A 16,267-nucleotide genomic window follows, 5' to 3' on the forward strand; every position below is an offset into this window, starting at 1 on the left:
TACTTAACGAGCATTCCCCCTTTGTGTAACTTTGACTGTTGAACTTTGAAATCTGCAAATTGATCACCTTGACGATCTATCGTGGCTGCCAACCATCGTAGATCAAACGGTGCTTATCCATTGAGGTGCCGCCCACAATAGATCCCCTTTGGTGCAGTCCATGTGGTGCCACCCACCTAGACGCAGTGCTACACGTCCGATGTGGTGCCGCCCACATAGACGCAACGTGCATTAGCTAAAACGGTGCCAACCGTTCAGGAAATTTCAACGGTTCAGCGATAACGGTCATCCTTTACGACTATTAAGCCCGGCTGCCAAGCCGTTACCAATTGAACTGCCACGTCCAATCGTGCTTAATTTGGTAAAGGTAAATCAGCTATATAACGATGAAATATATATAAATAGTTCATCCTTTTATAACTACATTTAGCGTAACACCGTAATTCAGGCGCTGAAATACACACTTTGACCGAAAGTGTGCAAAGTTCAATGACTTGCCTGCGTATGCTTCCCGAGGTTAGCAAATTAGTTTACACTTAATAATAGGAAGTTAATCATTTATCGTTGAAAGGGAAATTAAATATGAAACAGTTAGATAAAAAATTGATTGGCACAACTTTGGGGGTGGCATCCCTCCTATTGACCATGACTATCATCGGCACAACACCTACCCACGCAGCCGATACGTTTGCTAAAAATGAAATTAGTGGTCCTAAAGGCTACTTCAAAAGCGATAAAGCTCAGTTTTCCTTTTATTGGAAGTATCTCAAGACCAACAAAGGGGTTCAGACTATTCTGATTTTCGGCGATTTCAAACAACCACAACTCCAGATCGGGATGCCTGTTTTAAACACGATTAGCAAGGATCGAAAGACCTTCACCTCACAGTACAAATTTGTCAGTAACAAAGGGAAATTACTCAACCAAAAATTTTACTTTCCAATTATTAAGTTAAGCGATGCCACTTACCAAATTCACTTGGCCTATCACAATGGTGCTCGTGTCCCCAGCGCAACTGGAAAGGCATATGTCTTTACCAAGACCAGTAAATCTCCCGCAACGACTTATGCAAACAAGTACAGCAAGCCAAGCTTAACCAAGCAGTACACGGCCCAATTGGAAAAATCCGCCGAAAAACAATACAGACAGCAGCGAGCCAAGGGTAAGAATGTCGCTAACCCTGCTAAAAACAAAACCGTTCAAAAAAAGATTAAAGCCAAGGTTAATTCAGCCGTTAAGAAAAACGTGAAGCAGTTGATTAAAGGGTTTAATTACGACGTAAAGTAGGATTAATCAAACGAAAAATACCAGGCAATGAGTTACCCACTCGTTGCCTGGTATTGTTTTGACGCGATGTTTCACATGAAACATTTAAAACGGTCCGTGAAGTTCAGCCATCACACCGAATGAACCGTGCGCCAAAGTCGCACACTTCACGATGTAAATGCAGCTTGGGGAAACGAATAAATTCGGTTCGCCACCGTCCACCGATGATAACTGGCAATCCCGATCAGCACATCATCTCCCAATAATTGAATCCCTTCGCCCTCAGTTTTGCCGGATACCCAGTCCGGATTATCGAGGATTTGATGGGTTGCCGTATTACTGTCCCAATTCATTTTGCTTAACATCAGGCCATCATTATCTGCGCTGCTGCCCAGAAAATAGACGTCATCGTTGTCGGCCAACTCAACACCTTGAATTGAGCCAAAATAAGAGAGCCTGTAAACTCGAGGACTCATAAACCCGCCAACACTGGTATCCTTTATTTCGGCCGAATTACATGTCAAATATGGTTTGGAAGTGCCCGCCACTTTATCTAATGCCATATTCAACCGTTCATTATCGTACGCCATAAAGCTGGCTTTCCGCGGCTTGTCGGTATTGACGGTAATAACTAACAGCTTAGATTGATCACTGGACAAAGCGCCTTCAACCCGTAAGATATTGCCAATTGATTTTCCCGCTTGATTAGCGTATTTAAGGCCAATTAGGCGAGTGGCTTCGGTATAATTCAGCGTCTTCCCCGACACGTATTGGACCCTGGCTAATTGGGTCGGCCAGTAGGTTAAATCTTGAATCTCGAGGTCTTGATTGGTCGCGTTGGTTTGCGCTCCGCGGGTGGCAACCCAAAAATAAGGCTGCTGGTTCGGCCCATGGGTAAAGTACTGTAATATTTGTGAATGACCAAATCCCACCAAGATCATTGACGGCTCAAGCTGCTTTGCCTTCCCGGTCGGATGGCCATGACGATCCTTTTTAATTTTTAACCGACTGAACGCGAGATCCCGTAATTCACCGTCAGACTGATTGCGCCGCCGCTGTAGGGCATAAATATAATCAGCTCCCACATAGAAGGTCTGAATCGCATGTACTTTATCCTTCAGTATGAGCCGAAACTTTAAGTTGGTTCCAACACCCGAATAATATCCATTCATCACTAATCATCCTTACTTAATAACACATTATATCATTTTGGATTACTTATCAGACCCAACCATTAACTAACAAGCGCCAGTTAAAGCCGACTCGATCGGTCCTTAACTGGCGCTTATTTGCGACACATTAAATTTGGTCTGTTGAATCTCGTAATTATGATTGTTCTTCAGTGGCGTCTGGTTCCTTCAACAACAGCGTTAAGGCCCCAATAACCGCCAGAACGATGCTAACGGCAACTAAAATCGGTGCTGGTTGGTCGTTGCCAATCAGTCGGCTGAGTCCCAACAATGCGTATGGTGTCAGAAACACCCCAATATTAATCCCGACAATGAGAACTGAAGATGCCAATGTTTCATTTCCCTTACCGGCAATTTCGGCAGATTCCGCAAATAAATACGGACCAACGAGCGACGTACTTAATCCAGCCACCGCGGTCAGCGTGTACGTCAAAATCAACGAGTTGGAATGCGCCAGCGCGAATAATCCCAGCGCTGCCACTAAGAGTCCGACTGGCAAAATTAACCGGTGAATTAATTTGAACAAACGGCCATACAAGGTGCCGCCAATCATGTTGGCCACTCCCAAGATGGCAAGTGCAATGCTTCCGTCCGCAATTTTACCGTACCCGGCGTTCAGGATTAGCCCCGAGATCTTAACAATCACGGTCTGCATAATCATCATGCTAAACAGCACAAGTAGGGCATAAATCATCAACCGCCCCTTTAGCAGGCTGCCTAGGCTGGTAGGCTGTTGCGGCGCCGCTTGGGGATCTTCTTGGATCGTTTGTTTTTCATCATTTGGCGCACCCCACCAAAATAAAAGCAGGATTGGAATTGCAATCAAATAATACAAGTAAACTTGCCGCCAACCAAATCCGATTAAAAATGACGAGATCAAAAACATCAAGATATTTCCCAATGAGTTCACAGAACCTTGGTAGCCCATCATTGTCTGTCGCTTTGCGCCCGTATAATAGGCACTAATCAAACTGTATGCCATGGCATTAAACAAGCCAACTCCGGCCCCTAATAAGAATCGCGATCCAAGAATGACCCAAAACGAAGTGGCAGCAATCGGAATGAGGCCGGCAATCAGTACAATCAAGACACCGATTAAAACGGTCAGCTTATTGCCGATCTTTTTGGCAATCCAGTTGCTTAAAACAACAAAAATCAAAATACTCAAACTGGGAACGGTTGTCAGGCTTTCAATTTGGCTTAACGGAACCGATGGAAATTGACGTGCCATTAATGGAATTGTGCCAGCGACCGCATTGGCACTGGTTAACAGAATTGAAATCGACAACAGAGCAGCCGCAAGCCGCCCCTTAGGTTGCTGTGTCATAATATTTCCCCCTCACAGACCCTTTAACGGCCAAAAGCAGCTTTCACGTAGTGGCGATTGGCAACCGCAACCAACTTATCAACTAATGCTAAGGATAATTTGCCGGCGGACTGCTGAGCCAATCGGATAAGCGGTGTATCCATGACGATGGTTTCCATAAATTTCGCTTCGGGACTGTTTGGATCCGGGATATCTTTGGTCATATTCTTTTTAACAATATTGGCAATTTTTCGAACAATTATCGAATGAGCGCCTAGTTCCCGTGGTGTATTCAACCGGGTATACTGTCCCGGCTGAGTGGTAACGAAGGGTTGAACCGTCAATCCGCTCATCTTGGAAAAGTCCGCCAAATTGGGTTTCCCGGTTGGCTTTACGTACCACGATGGCAAATTCTTATCACTGGGTACCGACTGACCGTTCGCCTTAACGGATAGTGGGGGTAAGGTTTGAGCTGAACTCGTTCCCACAATCACAAACTTTTCGGCTGCCGGCAACTGCCAACTTTGGCTCGCGTCGTTCCATTCACTGAAAGCATGGTCAGATAAGCTAATTGTGACCCGTTTACGCTCTCCTGCTTTCAAAAAAACCTTCTGAAATCCTTTCAATTCTTTCAAGGGTTTCAACGCCCGCTTTGGCGAATTCCCAACGTAGACTTGAACAACTTCGGCGCCATCCCGATCACCAGTGTTGGCCACCGTAACGGTCACCTCAATCGATTGACCCGTTTGAATTTCAGTCCCACTCAAACTTGGATCACTCAACTGAAAGGTGGTGTAGCTTTGCCCATACCCAAACGGAAATGCGACAGGTTGATCAGCCTTTTCATAGTATCGATAACCAACGTAAACACTTTCGGCGTATCCAACTGAACGTGGATTGCGATCATAAATGTCGGCGGATGCAACGTCTTGATAACTAATCGGGTAGCTTTCTGCCAGCTTACCGGACGGATTAACCGCACCAGCCAAAATCCGAGCAGCTGCATCCCCCACGAACTGACCGCCCAAATATAGATTAATCAGTCCTTTGACTTTTGAGAGCCACGGCAGTTCAGTTGGGGCTCCTGCCACCAATAAAACAATCAAGTTGGGGTTGACTGCCGCGAGACGCTCAATCAATGCATTCTGATTGGCAGGCAAATTCATATTCTGCCGGTCAAAGCCTTCTGATTCATCACTTTCAGGCAAGCCGGCTACAAATACAACCGTTTTTGCATTCTTAGCCGCGGCAATTGCAGCTTCAGTTAACGCACCGGTATTCGAATTTGAAAATCCGTAGCCCTGTTGGTAATCATAGGCAATTTTGGCCTTGTCCAACCCTTGTAAAATTGACGTATGACTCGGCGGATTAATGTGGGAAGATCCAGCCCCTTGGTATCTGGTGTCGACAGCCATTTGACCCACCACTAAAATTTTTTCGGAAGTTGAAATAGGTAGAATTTGGTCGTCGTTTTTGAGTAGAACCGCAGCATTTTCCTCAATCCTCTGGGCGAGTTCGCCATTATCCTTCAGTAGAGTTGTTCGATCTCCCTTGAACGCTGGTCGCTTCGTTTCAGCGATCCGAATCACATTTCCGGCTGCCCGGTTGACCGCAGAGCGCTTCAAATGACCATCTTTTAACGCCTTTACTGCCTCCGGGTCAAACATCCCGCGGCTTGTTGGCATCTCTAAGTCGGTTCCGGCATTGATACTTGCCACCTTATTGTTTAGCGCACCCCAGTCGGTAATGACTGCACCTTTAAAGCCCCATTGATTGCGCAGCATTTCCGTTAACAAATAGTCATTGTCACTACTATAAGTGCCGTTAATTTTATTGTAGGAACACATTATTCCTTCAGGCTGGGCAGTTTGAACCGCGATTCGAAATGCTTCCAAATACATCTCATGAAGTGCCGTCGGGTCAATTAAGGAATCAGACAAGAGGCGATCGTTTTCCTGGTTATTTCCAGCAAAATGTTTCAAGCAGGCTGCTGCTCCTTTTGACTGCAGGCTTTTAATCCAAGCCGCGCCAATCATACCGGCCAAATAGGGATCTTCACTGAAATATTCAAAATTTCGACCACACAGCGGATTTCGCTTAATGTTAATACCTGGACCTAAAACCATGTCGACGTTCAGACTGCGGGCTTCCAACCCAATTGCCTGACCCATTTCCGATACCAAATCAGGGTCCCAGGTGCAGGCGACCGCACTTGCAGTGGGAAAACACGTACTGATAGCGCTTTCATTTATGCCTAAAGCATCTCCTTCGCTAGCTTGATACCGTAGTCCATTAGGCCCATCACTCATTCGAAAACTGGGAATTTGTTTTTCTGGGATTGCCACCGATTTCCAAAAGTCGGCCCCCGACGTTAATGAAATTAACTCTTCAGGCGTCAGTTCCGTTAACTTGTCCTGTATCGTTTGCATAAAAATCCTCCTTCCAACAATTAACCGGATGATGATCCCTCATCTGAAATTAGCTTTATCTTACCATCAACTCCCCCCTAATTGACGAAAAAACGCCCAGCCAATTAGCTGACTGGGCGTTTTTCATATTAATTAATTTTGTTAGTTAACCGCAACAGCGTCTTGGGAAACTTTTTCATCCTGACGCAGCATTTCAGAAACTTCCTGACGGCGGCCATAAAGGTAAGTGATGGTAAAGCTGACCACAAAAGCAATCACACAGCTGATTAAAAATGCCGGGATCGCATGCGTTGCAATGCTGATAAAACCAAGCACGCTGTTGGAGCCTAGCGAAACTGCCAAAACGTGGGTCATCCCCAGATATACCGAAGCAGTCGCCGAGCCAATCATCGAAGCAAAAAATGGAAATTTAAGTTTCAAGTTAATCCCAAACATCGCCGGTTCGGTCACTCCAAGTAAGGCTGACATGCTGGCAGATGAAGCCAGGCCACGTTGCTGCTTATCACTAGTTAGGAATAAGACAGCCAGGGAAGCCGCCCCTTGCGCAATATTTGATACCGACGCAATCGGAAAAATAAAACTACCGCCAGTTTGTTTGACGTTGGCAATCAATTGCGTCTCAATTGCCGGAAAGCTTTGGTGTAAGCCGGTAATAACCAGTGGCGCATAGAACAATCCAAGCACACCGGTTCCAAATGCCCCGGAAGTTTGGTACAGCCACAGCAACCCGTTGGTTAAGCCGTCGCTAACATCGCGCATCACAGGGCCAACAATCATAAACGTTAAAATGGCAGTTAATAAAATCGTCATTAATGGGGCAAATGTATAATCAAGTGCTTCAGGCAGCCTTTTGTGGCACTGCTTTTCAATCACTGACAGCAGCCAAGCAACCGCAAGCATCGGAATGACCGATCCTTGGTACCCGGCCTGCGCCACCGGTAGCCCCAAGATATGCCAATAACCAAGTGAGTGGCTGGCCACAGCCGTGCTAACATCGTATCCACTGACCAGAGCCGGCGAAACCATCATCATCCCCATGGCAGCTCCCAGATATGGATTCCCACCGAAACGCTTGGTTGCTGAAAATCCAATCAGCACTGGTAAAAATGTAAAGGGTGCGTTTGCCAAGACGTTAATAAATGCCGCGAACCCCTTGAATTGAGGATACGCCGCGACCAAAGACGCACTCATGAATAAATGTGGGGCAGTTAAAACATTGTGTAGGGCCATCAATAGCCCTGCCGCAACAATTGCCGGAATAATTGGAACAAAGATGTCGGCCAATAAATTAATGAAACCAACCAATCCCTTTTGGGTCTTTTTTAAAGCTGTTAAAAACAAAAGCGTATCCTCCTCAAAATAGTCACTTCGAACCATTCTACGGATTTTCAGGAAGGATGCAAGTATAAATGGTCATTTTCCATGAGCAAACGTTTGTGATGAGCGCTTTCATGGCCACTTTCATGGTCTTTATCCAGTTTTCATTTATTTTTATTTTTTATCCGAAGTTTGTCCATTTCTGTCGGGCTGATATGATATGATTTGAGAGGAAGTTTCACATGAAACAATTTGTCTTCTGGAGGGACGTTAAAGTGACCAAGTTTAAAATTCAATCACTCGTGTTTGTTCTTGTTGCATTTATGTTAGGGTGTAACGAATTTATCGTTGTCGGAATTTTACCCGACCTATCAAAGCAATTTCAGACACCCATTTCAACCATGGGGTATCTGGTGACCATCTTTGCCATGGTTTACGCCATCAGTACAACGTTTGTGACCGTTTTAACCAGCCGATACAGTCGTTACAAAACGCTGCTGATACTGATGATTGTCTTTTTAATTGGCAATACCCTAAGTGCCATGTCGATTGGTTACTTAACAATGATGGTCTCACGGATTATCACCGCAACGACTGCAGGTTCGATCATTTCACTTATTATGACGTTTGCCAGTACCATTGCCCCTCGTGATAAACGTGCATCACTAGTGTCTTGGATCTTTGCCGGCTTTAGTATTGCGTCCGTCTTTGGCGTCCCAATTGGCGTCGCTGTCAGTACAAGCTACGGTTGGCGGTATACATTTTGGGGCATTTCGGTTATTACAGTTTTGACTTTTATCCTCTTGGCAAAGATACTGCCAAAGCAGGTCAGACAAACCAAAAGTACCATTAAAAACCAATTGAAGATTCTCTTGGATCCGCGAATCTATCACGGCGTCTTTTTGGTACTATTCACCGCTGCGACCATGTACGGCTATTACACGTATATCCGCCCGCTGCTAACCACATCGATGGGCTTCAGTACTCAAAGCCTGAACTGGCTGTTATTTATAATCGGGATTATGAGCATTATTAGTAACCGTTTGTCAGGCGTGATGGCCGAAAAGCCCGATAGTCTTCAAAAAGCACCCCTCTTTTACGTCGCCGATATTGCGTTACTCGCCGTCTTTCCGTTTGCGCTCCATAGCAAAATTGCCGGCCTCTTAATCATGCTGATCTTGACGTTAATTGTCACCATCATCAATTCACCCATCCAAATTCATTTCCTCAACCTTGCCGAGACCGAATACCCCCAATCATTGGTGTTTGCCTCATCTTTAAGTTCAATCTTCTTCAATTTCGGAATCTCACTGGGCTCTGCGACCGCGTCGAGTCTGGTAAGCGTTGTTGGGTTGGACAGGATTAGTATTGGCTCAGTGGTCTACGCCATCATCTCCTTGGGATTCTTATTCTTACTCAACCATGCCGTTCGCAAACGGGCACAACGAGTTCAATAAGCGCTTTCAATGCTGTCAACACTGAAATTTAAACATCAAATTAATTGCTTTCACATGCATATGAATTAAACTGAGTTTATAGATATGACTAAAAAGGAGCGATTCTGATGAAAGCATTCGGTTACGAACAAAACGGCGGCCCAGAGGTATTTCAAGAGTATGAATTACCAACCCCAGAAATTAAGTCCAACCAGATTCTGATCAAAACAGAAGCATTCAACTTAAATAATTTTGAAGCAATGCAGCGGGCTGGAAAGATGAAACCAACGGATCACCGGATTATTCCCGGAAGAGATGTTGCCGGCTTTGTGGAACGCGTCGGAGAAGACGTAACCGACTTTGATATTGGTGACCGGGTGGTGGCACATGGCCATCATTCGTACGCCGAGTATTCAGTCGGTGAGGACTCAAATACCGTGTTAATTCCAAGCGGTGTTCCCTACATTGCAGCAGCTGCAATCGTGACCCCCGGATTGGCGGCCTACAAGGGAATTCATTTATTTGGAAAGGTCCAACCCGGACAAACGGTGGTTGTTAAAGGTGCCTCCGGTGGTGTGGGATCACTGGCGGCTCAAATTGCCTTGGATATCGGTGCCAAAGTCATTGGTGTGGGTTCCAGTAAAAATGAAGAATATGTTAAGTCCCTTGGCATTGATCAATACGTCGCTTACGACAGGGAGGACCCATCCGAAACGCTGGCAGATACTGCCGACGTTGTCATTGATGCGGCGTTAAACGGTAACGGCTATGAAAGTGACGTTAAAATCGTTAAAGATGGCGGTATTATTGCAAGTGTCGCCGACGGGGATGCCCCAACGGATAAGGATGTTCATTTCAACCACATTCACCCGACCCAAGAAATTTCGGACGATGATGCCCTAACTGCCATGCTTGAACTGATGACAGCAGGTAAACTTAAGATTCGAATCGGCTACAAGCTTCCATTCACATTGGATAGTGTGATTAAAGGACATCAACTCCTGGATTCAAAACATGCCGGCAGAATTGTGATTGCTAAATAATCAATTTTAGTTACAATGGTCGAATTGTCGGTACCATGTAACATCCCACAATTTAATCAAAAAATAGAAGCCGGAAACTCGCAGTTAAATGCGAATTTCCGGCCTCTTTTTGAGTCACACGCCTATTTGCTATCCTTACCTTTTTGCTTGTCTTTCACAATTGCCTCTGAATACAACTTGTCGACTAGTTCCGGATTTGATTTGCCGGGATTTAATTCAACAATCTGTCCGGCAGCTGAGTATACAATCCATTCAGCCAGGTTAACAACGTGATCACCAATTCGTTCCAGCAGCTTAATAACCATGAAGTAACTCGAACTTGCCGTTACCGTTGCCGTATCCGATTGAACCGCGTCGGTAATTTCATCTCGGATTAACAGATACTGCTCATCAACTTTAACATCGTTGTCAGAAAGACTCTTGGCGCCATCAGCATCGCTTTTAACGTAAGCTTCCAACGCGCTTTCCAACATGTGACGAACTTCTTCAGTCATCTTTGCAATTGATTTTTCCACCTTGGGAATTCGCGGATTTCCCTTTACCCGAATTGTTTCACGGGCAATGCTGACAGCGTGGTCGCCAATTCGTTCCAAATCAGAACTGGCCTTCAAAATACTGATAATCACTCGAAAATCCGTCGCAACCGGCTGCTGAAGCGCAATCAAACTCAAAGCTTGCTTTTCCAGTTTCATTTCATCTGTATTAGTTTGAACATCTTCATCAATAACAGATTGGGCCATTTTCTTGTCATGTTCAATAAACGCTGTCGTGGATTTATAAATCTGTTCACTAATCGTCAGACCCATTTCCACAAATCGGCCGTGCAGCTTTTTTAACTCATCATCAAATAATTCTCTCATCGTTTATAATCCTCCTAGCCAAACTTTCCGTTTAGGTAATCACTGGTTTTTTCGTCATCGGGGTGGATAAACATTTTCTCGGTCTTACTGAACTCAACCAGGTCACCGTTCAGCAAGAACGCTGTTTTATCCGAAATTCGTGAAGCTTGCTGCATGTTATGAGTCACGATAATAATCGTGTATTCATCCCGGATATTTAACAACGTATCTTCAATCTTGGCACTTGAAATTGGATCCAAAGCACTGGTTGGTTCATCTAAGAGCACCACTTCCGGTTGAACAGCCAGCACCCGGGCAACACAGATTCGTTGTTGCTGACCGCCTGAAAAGGACAGCGCGTTTTCATATAGATGATCCTTAACCTCATTCCAAATTGCTGCCTGCTTTAGGCTGGTCTCAACCCGTTCATCCAGGACGTGTTTGTCCTTTTCGCTTGCTAACCGCAAGCCGTAAGCCACGTTTTCATAAACACTAAACGGAAACGGATTAGGCTGTTGAAACACCATTCCGACGCGCTTTCGGAGATCAACAATGTCGACGCCAGGTGCATAAATATCCTGGTCTTCAAGCTTCATTGAACCGGTAATTGTAACTCCTTTGATTAAATCGTTCATCCTGTTCAGGCATCTCAAGTACGTTGATTTTCCACATCCGGATGGGCCAATCAGCGCCGTAATTTCGTGCTCTTCAAAATCCAAACTGATTCCGTGAAGGGCTTCTTTTGAGCCATAACTCAAATGGACGTCATTACTTGTAATTATCTTTGGCATTGTCCATTCCCCTTTTTATCCAAAGTTGCCGGAGATATAATCTTCAGTTGCTTTGATTTGTGGTGTTGTAAATATCTTCTCAGTGACGTCATATTCAAGAACGTGACCCATATGGAAGAAAGCCGTGTAATCCGCAATCCGTGACGCTTGCTGCATGTTATGGGTCACAATGATAATCGAATAATTTTCTCGTAGTTGCATCAAGGTTTCCTCGATTTTTGCAGTAGAAATTGGATCCAGCGCACTGGCTGGTTCATCCAGCAATAAAATGTCGGGCTTCATTGCCACGCATCGGGCAATACACAACCGTTGCGCCTGACCACCGGATAGAGCTAAAGCACTTTTATCAAGATCGTCTTTAACTTCATCCCAAAGTGCGGCCGCCTTTAAGCTTTCTTCAACCCGCTGATTGAGCTCGGCTTTATCCTTGATACCATTTCGTTTCAACGCGAACGTAATGTTTTCACGGATTGATTTGGCAAATGGGTTAGGGCGTTGAAACACCATGTTAATGTGCTTTCGGACTTCATAGACATTGATATTTTTAGAGTTGATATCCAATCCTCGATACATAATTTTGCCCTGAACCGTCGCAATCCGGTCATTCATCCGGTTGAGACAACGTAGATACGTTGATTTACCGGATCCAGAGGCCCCGATTAACGCGGTAATCCGGTGTCGCGGAAACGCCAGCGTTGCGTCATGCATCGCGTGGTTGTCACCATAAAACACCTGTAAATTATCGGTGGTCATTGCTTTTTCGAGTGGAATATCAATAATGTGCGTTTGATTATAGTCATATTCTTGCATAATAATCTCCTACTTCGTTGCCGTCATGCGTTTGTATAACCAGCGGCCGAGCATTCGAGCCAATAAGTTAAATAACAGAATAACGACGATTAAGACGGCTGAAGCGCCGCTTGAAATCGATGCAGCATCAGGGGTAACCCCTTCCGTGTTCACCTTCCAAATATGAACAGCCAGCGTTTCGGCAGGTCGCATAAAGTTCAAGAAGCTGGCACTATCCATTGGGTTCCAGTCGCCGTAGTTAACCGTTGGGGCACTTTGTCCGGCCGTGTAAATCAAGGCAGCGGCTTCACCAAACACCCGACCGGCGCTTAGGATAATCCCTGTTAAAATTCCGGGAAGTGCGGCTGGAAGGACAATTCCGGTAATCGTTCGCCAGCGCGATAAGCCCAGTGATAAGCCGGCCTCACGCTGCAGCTGGGATACATCTTGAAGTGATTCTTCAATACTTCTTGTCAGCAGCGGTAGGTTGAAGAATGTCAACGCAATCGCACCTGCAAGAATTGAAAACCCCATGTGGAAATTAACAACGAATAACAAGAATCCAAACAGGCCCACAACCACTGAAGGCAATGAACTTAAAACCTCAACGGCTGTTCTAACTACACTTGTTACCCAATTGATTGGTGCGTACTCGGATAAATAAATGCCAGAACCTAAAGCAATTGGAAACGAGATAATCAATGTCAAGACCAACAAGTACAGTGAGTTAAACAACTGATCCCGAATCCCACCACCGGCAGCAAACGACTGGGCAGGTGACGTTAAGAAATGCCATGAAATATGGGGTACCCCGGTAATCAGAATATAGCCAAGTAAAAAGACCAGAATTGCTAAAACGCAGGCGACCAAAAAATAAATAATGCCGGTTGCAATGTTATTGCTTGTTTTTGAATTCATTTTTTCAGACTGCCTCGCTTTCCAATTACTCGAACCAAGATGTTAAAGACTAATGACATCAGCAGAAGAATGAGCGCAAGCGACCAAAGCGCGTTGTTTGGCAGCGTGCCCATAGTCGTATTCCCAATTCCGGTGGTTAACTGACTCGTCAGAGTTGACGATGGTGTTAACAATCCATGTGGCATCAAGACGGCGTTTCCAATCACCATTTGAACGGCAAGGGCTTCACCAAATGCGCGTGACATTCCGAAAATAATGGCGGTTAGGATTCCTGGGGTGGCCGATCGGAGAACGACTTTGTAAATCGTCTGCCATCTGGTTGCTCCAAGCGCTAATGATGCTGAACGATAAAACATCGGAACGGCTTTAATACTGTCGACGGACATCGATGTAATGGTTGGGAGCACCATGACGAAGAGAACCAGTGTCCCGGCAAGAATTCCAAATCCCGTTCCGCCAAATGCGTGACGGATCAACGGAACAATGACTGAAAGGCCAATAAATCCATAAACAACGGAGGGGATTCCAACCAGCAGTTCAATAACTGGTTGTAAGATCTTAGACCCTTTTTCAGGGGCAATTTCTGTCATGAAAAGCGCGACCCCCAACGCAAACGGCGTGGCAACAACGGCCGCCAGCACCGTCACGCTAAATGACGTCACGATCATCGGAAGTGCGCCAATTTCCGGATTACCATGTTTATCCAGCAATGACGGGTTCCAAGTTGTCCCTGATAAGAACTTCCAGAGACTCACATGGTTAACCGTGAAGGTTGCAAGACCCCTTGTCGTAATAAAATACAGAATGGAAATAACGAGCAAGCTCACGAATCCGATACAGATATAGGTGATGCCTTTACCGAATAAATCTTCATGAGTTGCCTTTGATGGATTTTGAAGATCACGTTTGATTTCATCCATGATTAACCTCCTAATTTGGTTATTCGAAATTTAAATGAGTACCTTAACTTGAGGAAGGCTGGAGGCATTTGATTTGCCTTCAGCCTTCGATTGATGTTGACTGTTTTATTGTAGCGTTACGTTGCTTTTACCTAGTGAGTTTGAAATATGTTTCGAGTACGTTTAAACGTATCTCCAGATCTTGAATCATTATTTTTCGCTAACCGCGTTACTTGCATTCTTAGTTACTTTCATATCATGAATACTGATGTAACCAAGTTTTTGAACCAAGCTGTCTTGAACCTTGCTTGAGTCCATGTAGTTCAAGAATTTCTTGGTCGCTTTGTTTGGTTGACCCTTAGTGTACATATGTTCATATGACCAGATCTTCCATTTGTTGGTTGTGACATTGGCATCAGTTGGTTTGACGTTGTTAACTGATAAGGCTTTAAGCTTGTTGTTAACGTATGAGAAGGCTAAGTAACTGATGGTACCAGGGGTGCTTGAAACGATCTTTTGAACAGTACCGTTTGAATCTTGCTCCTGGGCTTTAACTGCCTTGGCACCTTCAAGAACGGCTGATTCGAATGTGGCACGAGTACCTGAACCTTGGGCACGGTTGACAACGGTGATCTTTTCATTCTTGCCGCCAACTTGTTTCCAGTTGGTATATTTACCAGTGAAGATTCCCTTTAATTGTGCCATGGTCAAATTGCTGACGCTGACATCCTTATTAACAACTGGTGTCATACCAACAACGGCAACTTGGTGGTCAACCAATTCTTTTGCTTTGATACCATCTTGCTGTTCAGCGAAGATGTCTGAGTTACCAATTTGAACGGCACCGGTTTGAACTTGGCTTAATCCGGTACCTGAACCGCCACCTTGAACGGAGATGTTAACGCCTTTATTTGCCTTTTGATAATTGCTTGCTGCTTGTTCAACTAATGGTTGTAAGGCAGTGGAACCAACGGCGGTAATTTTAACGTTAGAATCAGCTGAAGACTTCTTTGACTTCGAACTGCTCGACCCACATCCAGTTAGTAATACCCCCACAGCTGTCATTGCTACAATAGTTGAAAAAAAGGATCTTTTTTTCATAATTCGATTTCCTCCTAATGAAAACCCAAGTTTTTTTAGTACTCATTTAAGTACATTCTCAATATAACAACAGCATGTAAATATCGAGTTTCGTTTATGTAAAAGTAACGTAAAAGTGGCCATTTTTATCGAAAAGTATGGCATAACTTAAGATGTAAACTATTTATCTAATATGGAGGAAGACCGGATGCCATTGGAAATCTTATTGATCAGCCAAAATTTAAAACTAGCGGATCAGCTTGAAAAGCAGCTTGCCGCCTATCAAATTAACACCAGAGTGTCTTTTGAACCACTTGACCATTTACTTCAACAGGTTTCCGGAATTGTCTGGGACTTGAATACCACTGAGTTGCCACAAAATTCCTCGGAGTTACAAATTTTACGCAGCCAAATTGCCGGACCCATCCTATTATTAGATGAGCAGACGCGCCCGATTGAAACAATCTGTTCTTATTTTTTGGATGACCATCTGGATGACTACATCCATAACGCCCCGTTAAGCGAAATGATCGCGCGGATCATTCAAAAGATTTGGGTCTATCAAAATAAAGACAACCTCCAGCTCAATCAGCAAAGCCAAGAGTCAGAAAGTTTGCGCGTCGGCCATCTGGTCATTGACCTAAGCAAATTCGAGGTTAATAACGGTCGAAAGAAGCTGAATTTAAGTCCAATTGAATATAAATTGCTACTATTCTTTGTCAGCAATTCCAACACCGTCCTCAGTCGAACCCAGATTGCCTCAGCGGTGTGGGGTAATACCACGGGCGCGACCCTGAGAATCATTGATACCCACATCAGTAACTTACGAAAGAAAATCGAGATTGAACCAAAAAATCCCCAGATGTTAACAACCATCCGAGGATTTGGGTATTTATTTAAGAATAGTGGCGCTGAGAAGTCTCAAGTTAATTAGGAGAGTGGGCCAACAGGCGTTTTGATCCCA

14 protein-coding genes are annotated in these 16,267 nt (G+C 44.7%); 4 read left to right on the forward strand and 10 right to left on the reverse strand.

Annotation, left to right across the window (positions count from 1 at the left end; genetic code table 11):
* Positions 1-582 precede the first annotated feature (582 nt).
* Positions 583-1,287: a hypothetical protein gene (locus tag FC51_RS03285; protein ID WP_057909467.1), complete on the forward strand. Its 705-nt coding sequence runs from the start codon at positions 583-585 to the stop codon at positions 1,285-1,287.
* A gap of 146 nt (positions 1,288-1,433) precedes the next feature.
* Here FC51_RS03285 and FC51_RS03290 read toward each other — a convergent pair whose 3' ends face one another.
* The 4 genes from FC51_RS03290 to FC51_RS03305 form a co-directional block, all read right to left on the reverse strand.
* The gene (locus FC51_RS03290) at positions 1,434-2,438 is read right to left on the reverse strand and encodes a helveticin J family class III bacteriocin (RefSeq protein ID WP_057909466.1); all 1,005 of its coding nucleotides are present in this window, start codon (positions 2,436-2,438) and stop codon (positions 1,434-1,436) included.
* A gap of 154 nt (positions 2,439-2,592) precedes the next feature.
* A complete protein-coding gene (locus FC51_RS03295; RefSeq protein WP_057909465.1) occupies positions 2,593-3,783 on the reverse strand; it encodes an MFS transporter in 1,191 nt (396 codons plus the stop codon).
* 23 nt (positions 3,784-3,806) lie between these two features.
* On the reverse strand, positions 3,807-6,191 hold the full coding sequence (locus tag FC51_RS03300) for a glycoside hydrolase family 3 C-terminal domain-containing protein (RefSeq protein WP_057909464.1): 2,385 nt from the start codon (positions 6,189-6,191) through the stop codon (positions 3,807-3,809).
* Between the two features lie 141 nt (positions 6,192-6,332).
* The gene (locus FC51_RS03305; RefSeq protein WP_225355028.1) at positions 6,333-7,532 is read right to left on the reverse strand and encodes a PTS transporter subunit EIIC; all 1,200 of its coding nucleotides are present in this window, start codon (positions 7,530-7,532) and stop codon (positions 6,333-6,335) included.
* Between the two features lie 251 nt (positions 7,533-7,783).
* Between FC51_RS03305 and FC51_RS03310 the strand changes: the two genes are divergently transcribed.
* Both FC51_RS03310 and FC51_RS03315 read left to right on the forward strand, forming a co-directional pair.
* The gene (locus tag FC51_RS03310; RefSeq protein ID WP_057909481.1) at positions 7,784-8,965 is read left to right on the forward strand and encodes an MFS transporter; all 1,182 of its coding nucleotides are present in this window, start codon (positions 7,784-7,786) and stop codon (positions 8,963-8,965) included.
* 107 nt (positions 8,966-9,072) lie between these two features.
* A complete protein-coding gene (locus FC51_RS03315) occupies positions 9,073-9,987 on the forward strand; it encodes an NADP-dependent oxidoreductase (RefSeq protein WP_057909462.1) in 915 nt (304 codons plus the stop codon).
* A gap of 122 nt (positions 9,988-10,109) precedes the next feature.
* Here the strand turns inward: FC51_RS03315 and phoU are convergent, their stop codons facing one another.
* From phoU to FC51_RS03345, 6 genes are all read right to left on the reverse strand, one after another.
* A complete protein-coding gene (phoU, locus tag FC51_RS03320) occupies positions 10,110-10,847 on the reverse strand; it encodes a phosphate signaling complex protein PhoU (RefSeq protein ID WP_057909461.1) in 738 nt (245 codons plus the stop codon).
* A gap of 14 nt (positions 10,848-10,861) precedes the next feature.
* Positions 10,862-11,617 carry a phosphate ABC transporter ATP-binding protein PstB gene (pstB, locus tag FC51_RS03325; RefSeq protein WP_057909460.1) on the reverse strand — a complete coding sequence of 252 codons (756 nt, stop codon included), beginning with the start codon at positions 11,615-11,617 and terminating at the stop codon, positions 10,862-10,864.
* 15 nt (positions 11,618-11,632) lie between these two features.
* Positions 11,633-12,427, reverse strand: a complete 795-nt coding sequence (gene pstB, locus FC51_RS03330) for a phosphate ABC transporter ATP-binding protein PstB (protein ID WP_057909459.1) — start codon at positions 12,425-12,427, stop codon at positions 11,633-11,635.
* Positions 12,428-12,436: 9 nt separating this feature from the next.
* Positions 12,437-13,324: a phosphate ABC transporter permease PstA gene (gene pstA, locus FC51_RS03335; protein ID WP_057909458.1), complete on the reverse strand. Its 888-nt coding sequence runs from the start codon at positions 13,322-13,324 to the stop codon at positions 12,437-12,439.
* On the reverse strand, positions 13,321-14,244 hold the full coding sequence (gene pstC, locus FC51_RS03340; RefSeq protein ID WP_057909457.1) for a phosphate ABC transporter permease subunit PstC: 924 nt from the start codon (positions 14,242-14,244) through the stop codon (positions 13,321-13,323). Before pstC ends, pstA begins: the two co-directional genes overlap by 4 nt.
* Positions 14,245-14,433: 189 nt before the next feature.
* Positions 14,434-15,324, reverse strand: coding sequence for a phosphate ABC transporter substrate-binding protein PstS family protein (locus FC51_RS03345; protein ID WP_057909456.1), 891 nt, complete (start codon positions 15,322-15,324; stop codon positions 14,434-14,436).
* Positions 15,325-15,511: 187 nt separating this feature from the next.
* Between FC51_RS03345 and FC51_RS03350 the strand changes: the two genes are divergently transcribed.
* On the forward strand, positions 15,512-16,237 hold the full coding sequence (locus tag FC51_RS03350) for a response regulator transcription factor (protein WP_171031880.1): 726 nt from the start codon (positions 15,512-15,514) through the stop codon (positions 16,235-16,237).
* Positions 16,238-16,267 lie beyond the last annotated feature (30 nt).

Source organism: Lentilactobacillus parabuchneri DSM 5707 = NBRC 107865 (genome assembly GCF_001435315.1).
Lineage (GTDB): Bacteria > Bacillota > Bacilli > Lactobacillales > Lactobacillaceae > Lentilactobacillus > Lentilactobacillus parabuchneri.

Excerpts from the sequence above, each read along its gene's own strand:
- FC51_RS03345 (WP_057909456.1), bottom strand. The coding sequence starts at position 15,324 with ATGAAAAAAAGATCCTTTTTTTCAACTATTGTAGCAATGACAGCTGTG.
- phoU (WP_057909461.1), bottom strand. The coding sequence starts at position 10,847 with ATGAGAGAATTATTTGATGATGAGTTAAAAAAGCTGCACGGCCGATTT.
- FC51_RS03285 (WP_057909467.1), top strand. The coding sequence starts at position 583 with ATGAAACAGTTAGATAAAAAATTGATTGGCACAACTTTGGGGGTGGCA.
- pstB (WP_057909460.1), bottom strand. The coding sequence starts at position 11,617 with ATGCCAAAGATAATTACAAGTAATGACGTCCATTTGAGTTATGGCTCA.
- FC51_RS03315 (WP_057909462.1), top strand. The coding sequence starts at position 9,073 with ATGAAAGCATTCGGTTACGAACAAAACGGCGGCCCAGAGGTATTTCAA.
- pstA (WP_057909458.1), bottom strand. The coding sequence starts at position 13,324 with ATGAATTCAAAAACAAGCAATAACATTGCAACCGGCATTATTTATTTT.
- FC51_RS03300 (WP_057909464.1), bottom strand. The coding sequence starts at position 6,191 with ATGCAAACGATACAGGACAAGTTAACGGAACTGACGCCTGAAGAGTTA.
- FC51_RS03295 (WP_057909465.1), bottom strand. The coding sequence starts at position 3,783 with ATGACACAGCAACCTAAGGGGCGGCTTGCGGCTGCTCTGTTGTCGATT.
- FC51_RS03350 (WP_171031880.1), top strand. The coding sequence starts at position 15,512 with ATGCCATTGGAAATCTTATTGATCAGCCAAAATTTAAAACTAGCGGAT.
- pstC (WP_057909457.1), bottom strand. The coding sequence starts at position 14,244 with ATGGATGAAATCAAACGTGATCTTCAAAATCCATCAAAGGCAACTCAT.
- FC51_RS03290 (WP_057909466.1), bottom strand. The coding sequence starts at position 2,438 with ATGAATGGATATTATTCGGGTGTTGGAACCAACTTAAAGTTTCGGCTC.
- pstB (WP_057909459.1), bottom strand. The coding sequence starts at position 12,427 with ATGCAAGAATATGACTATAATCAAACGCACATTATTGATATTCCACTC.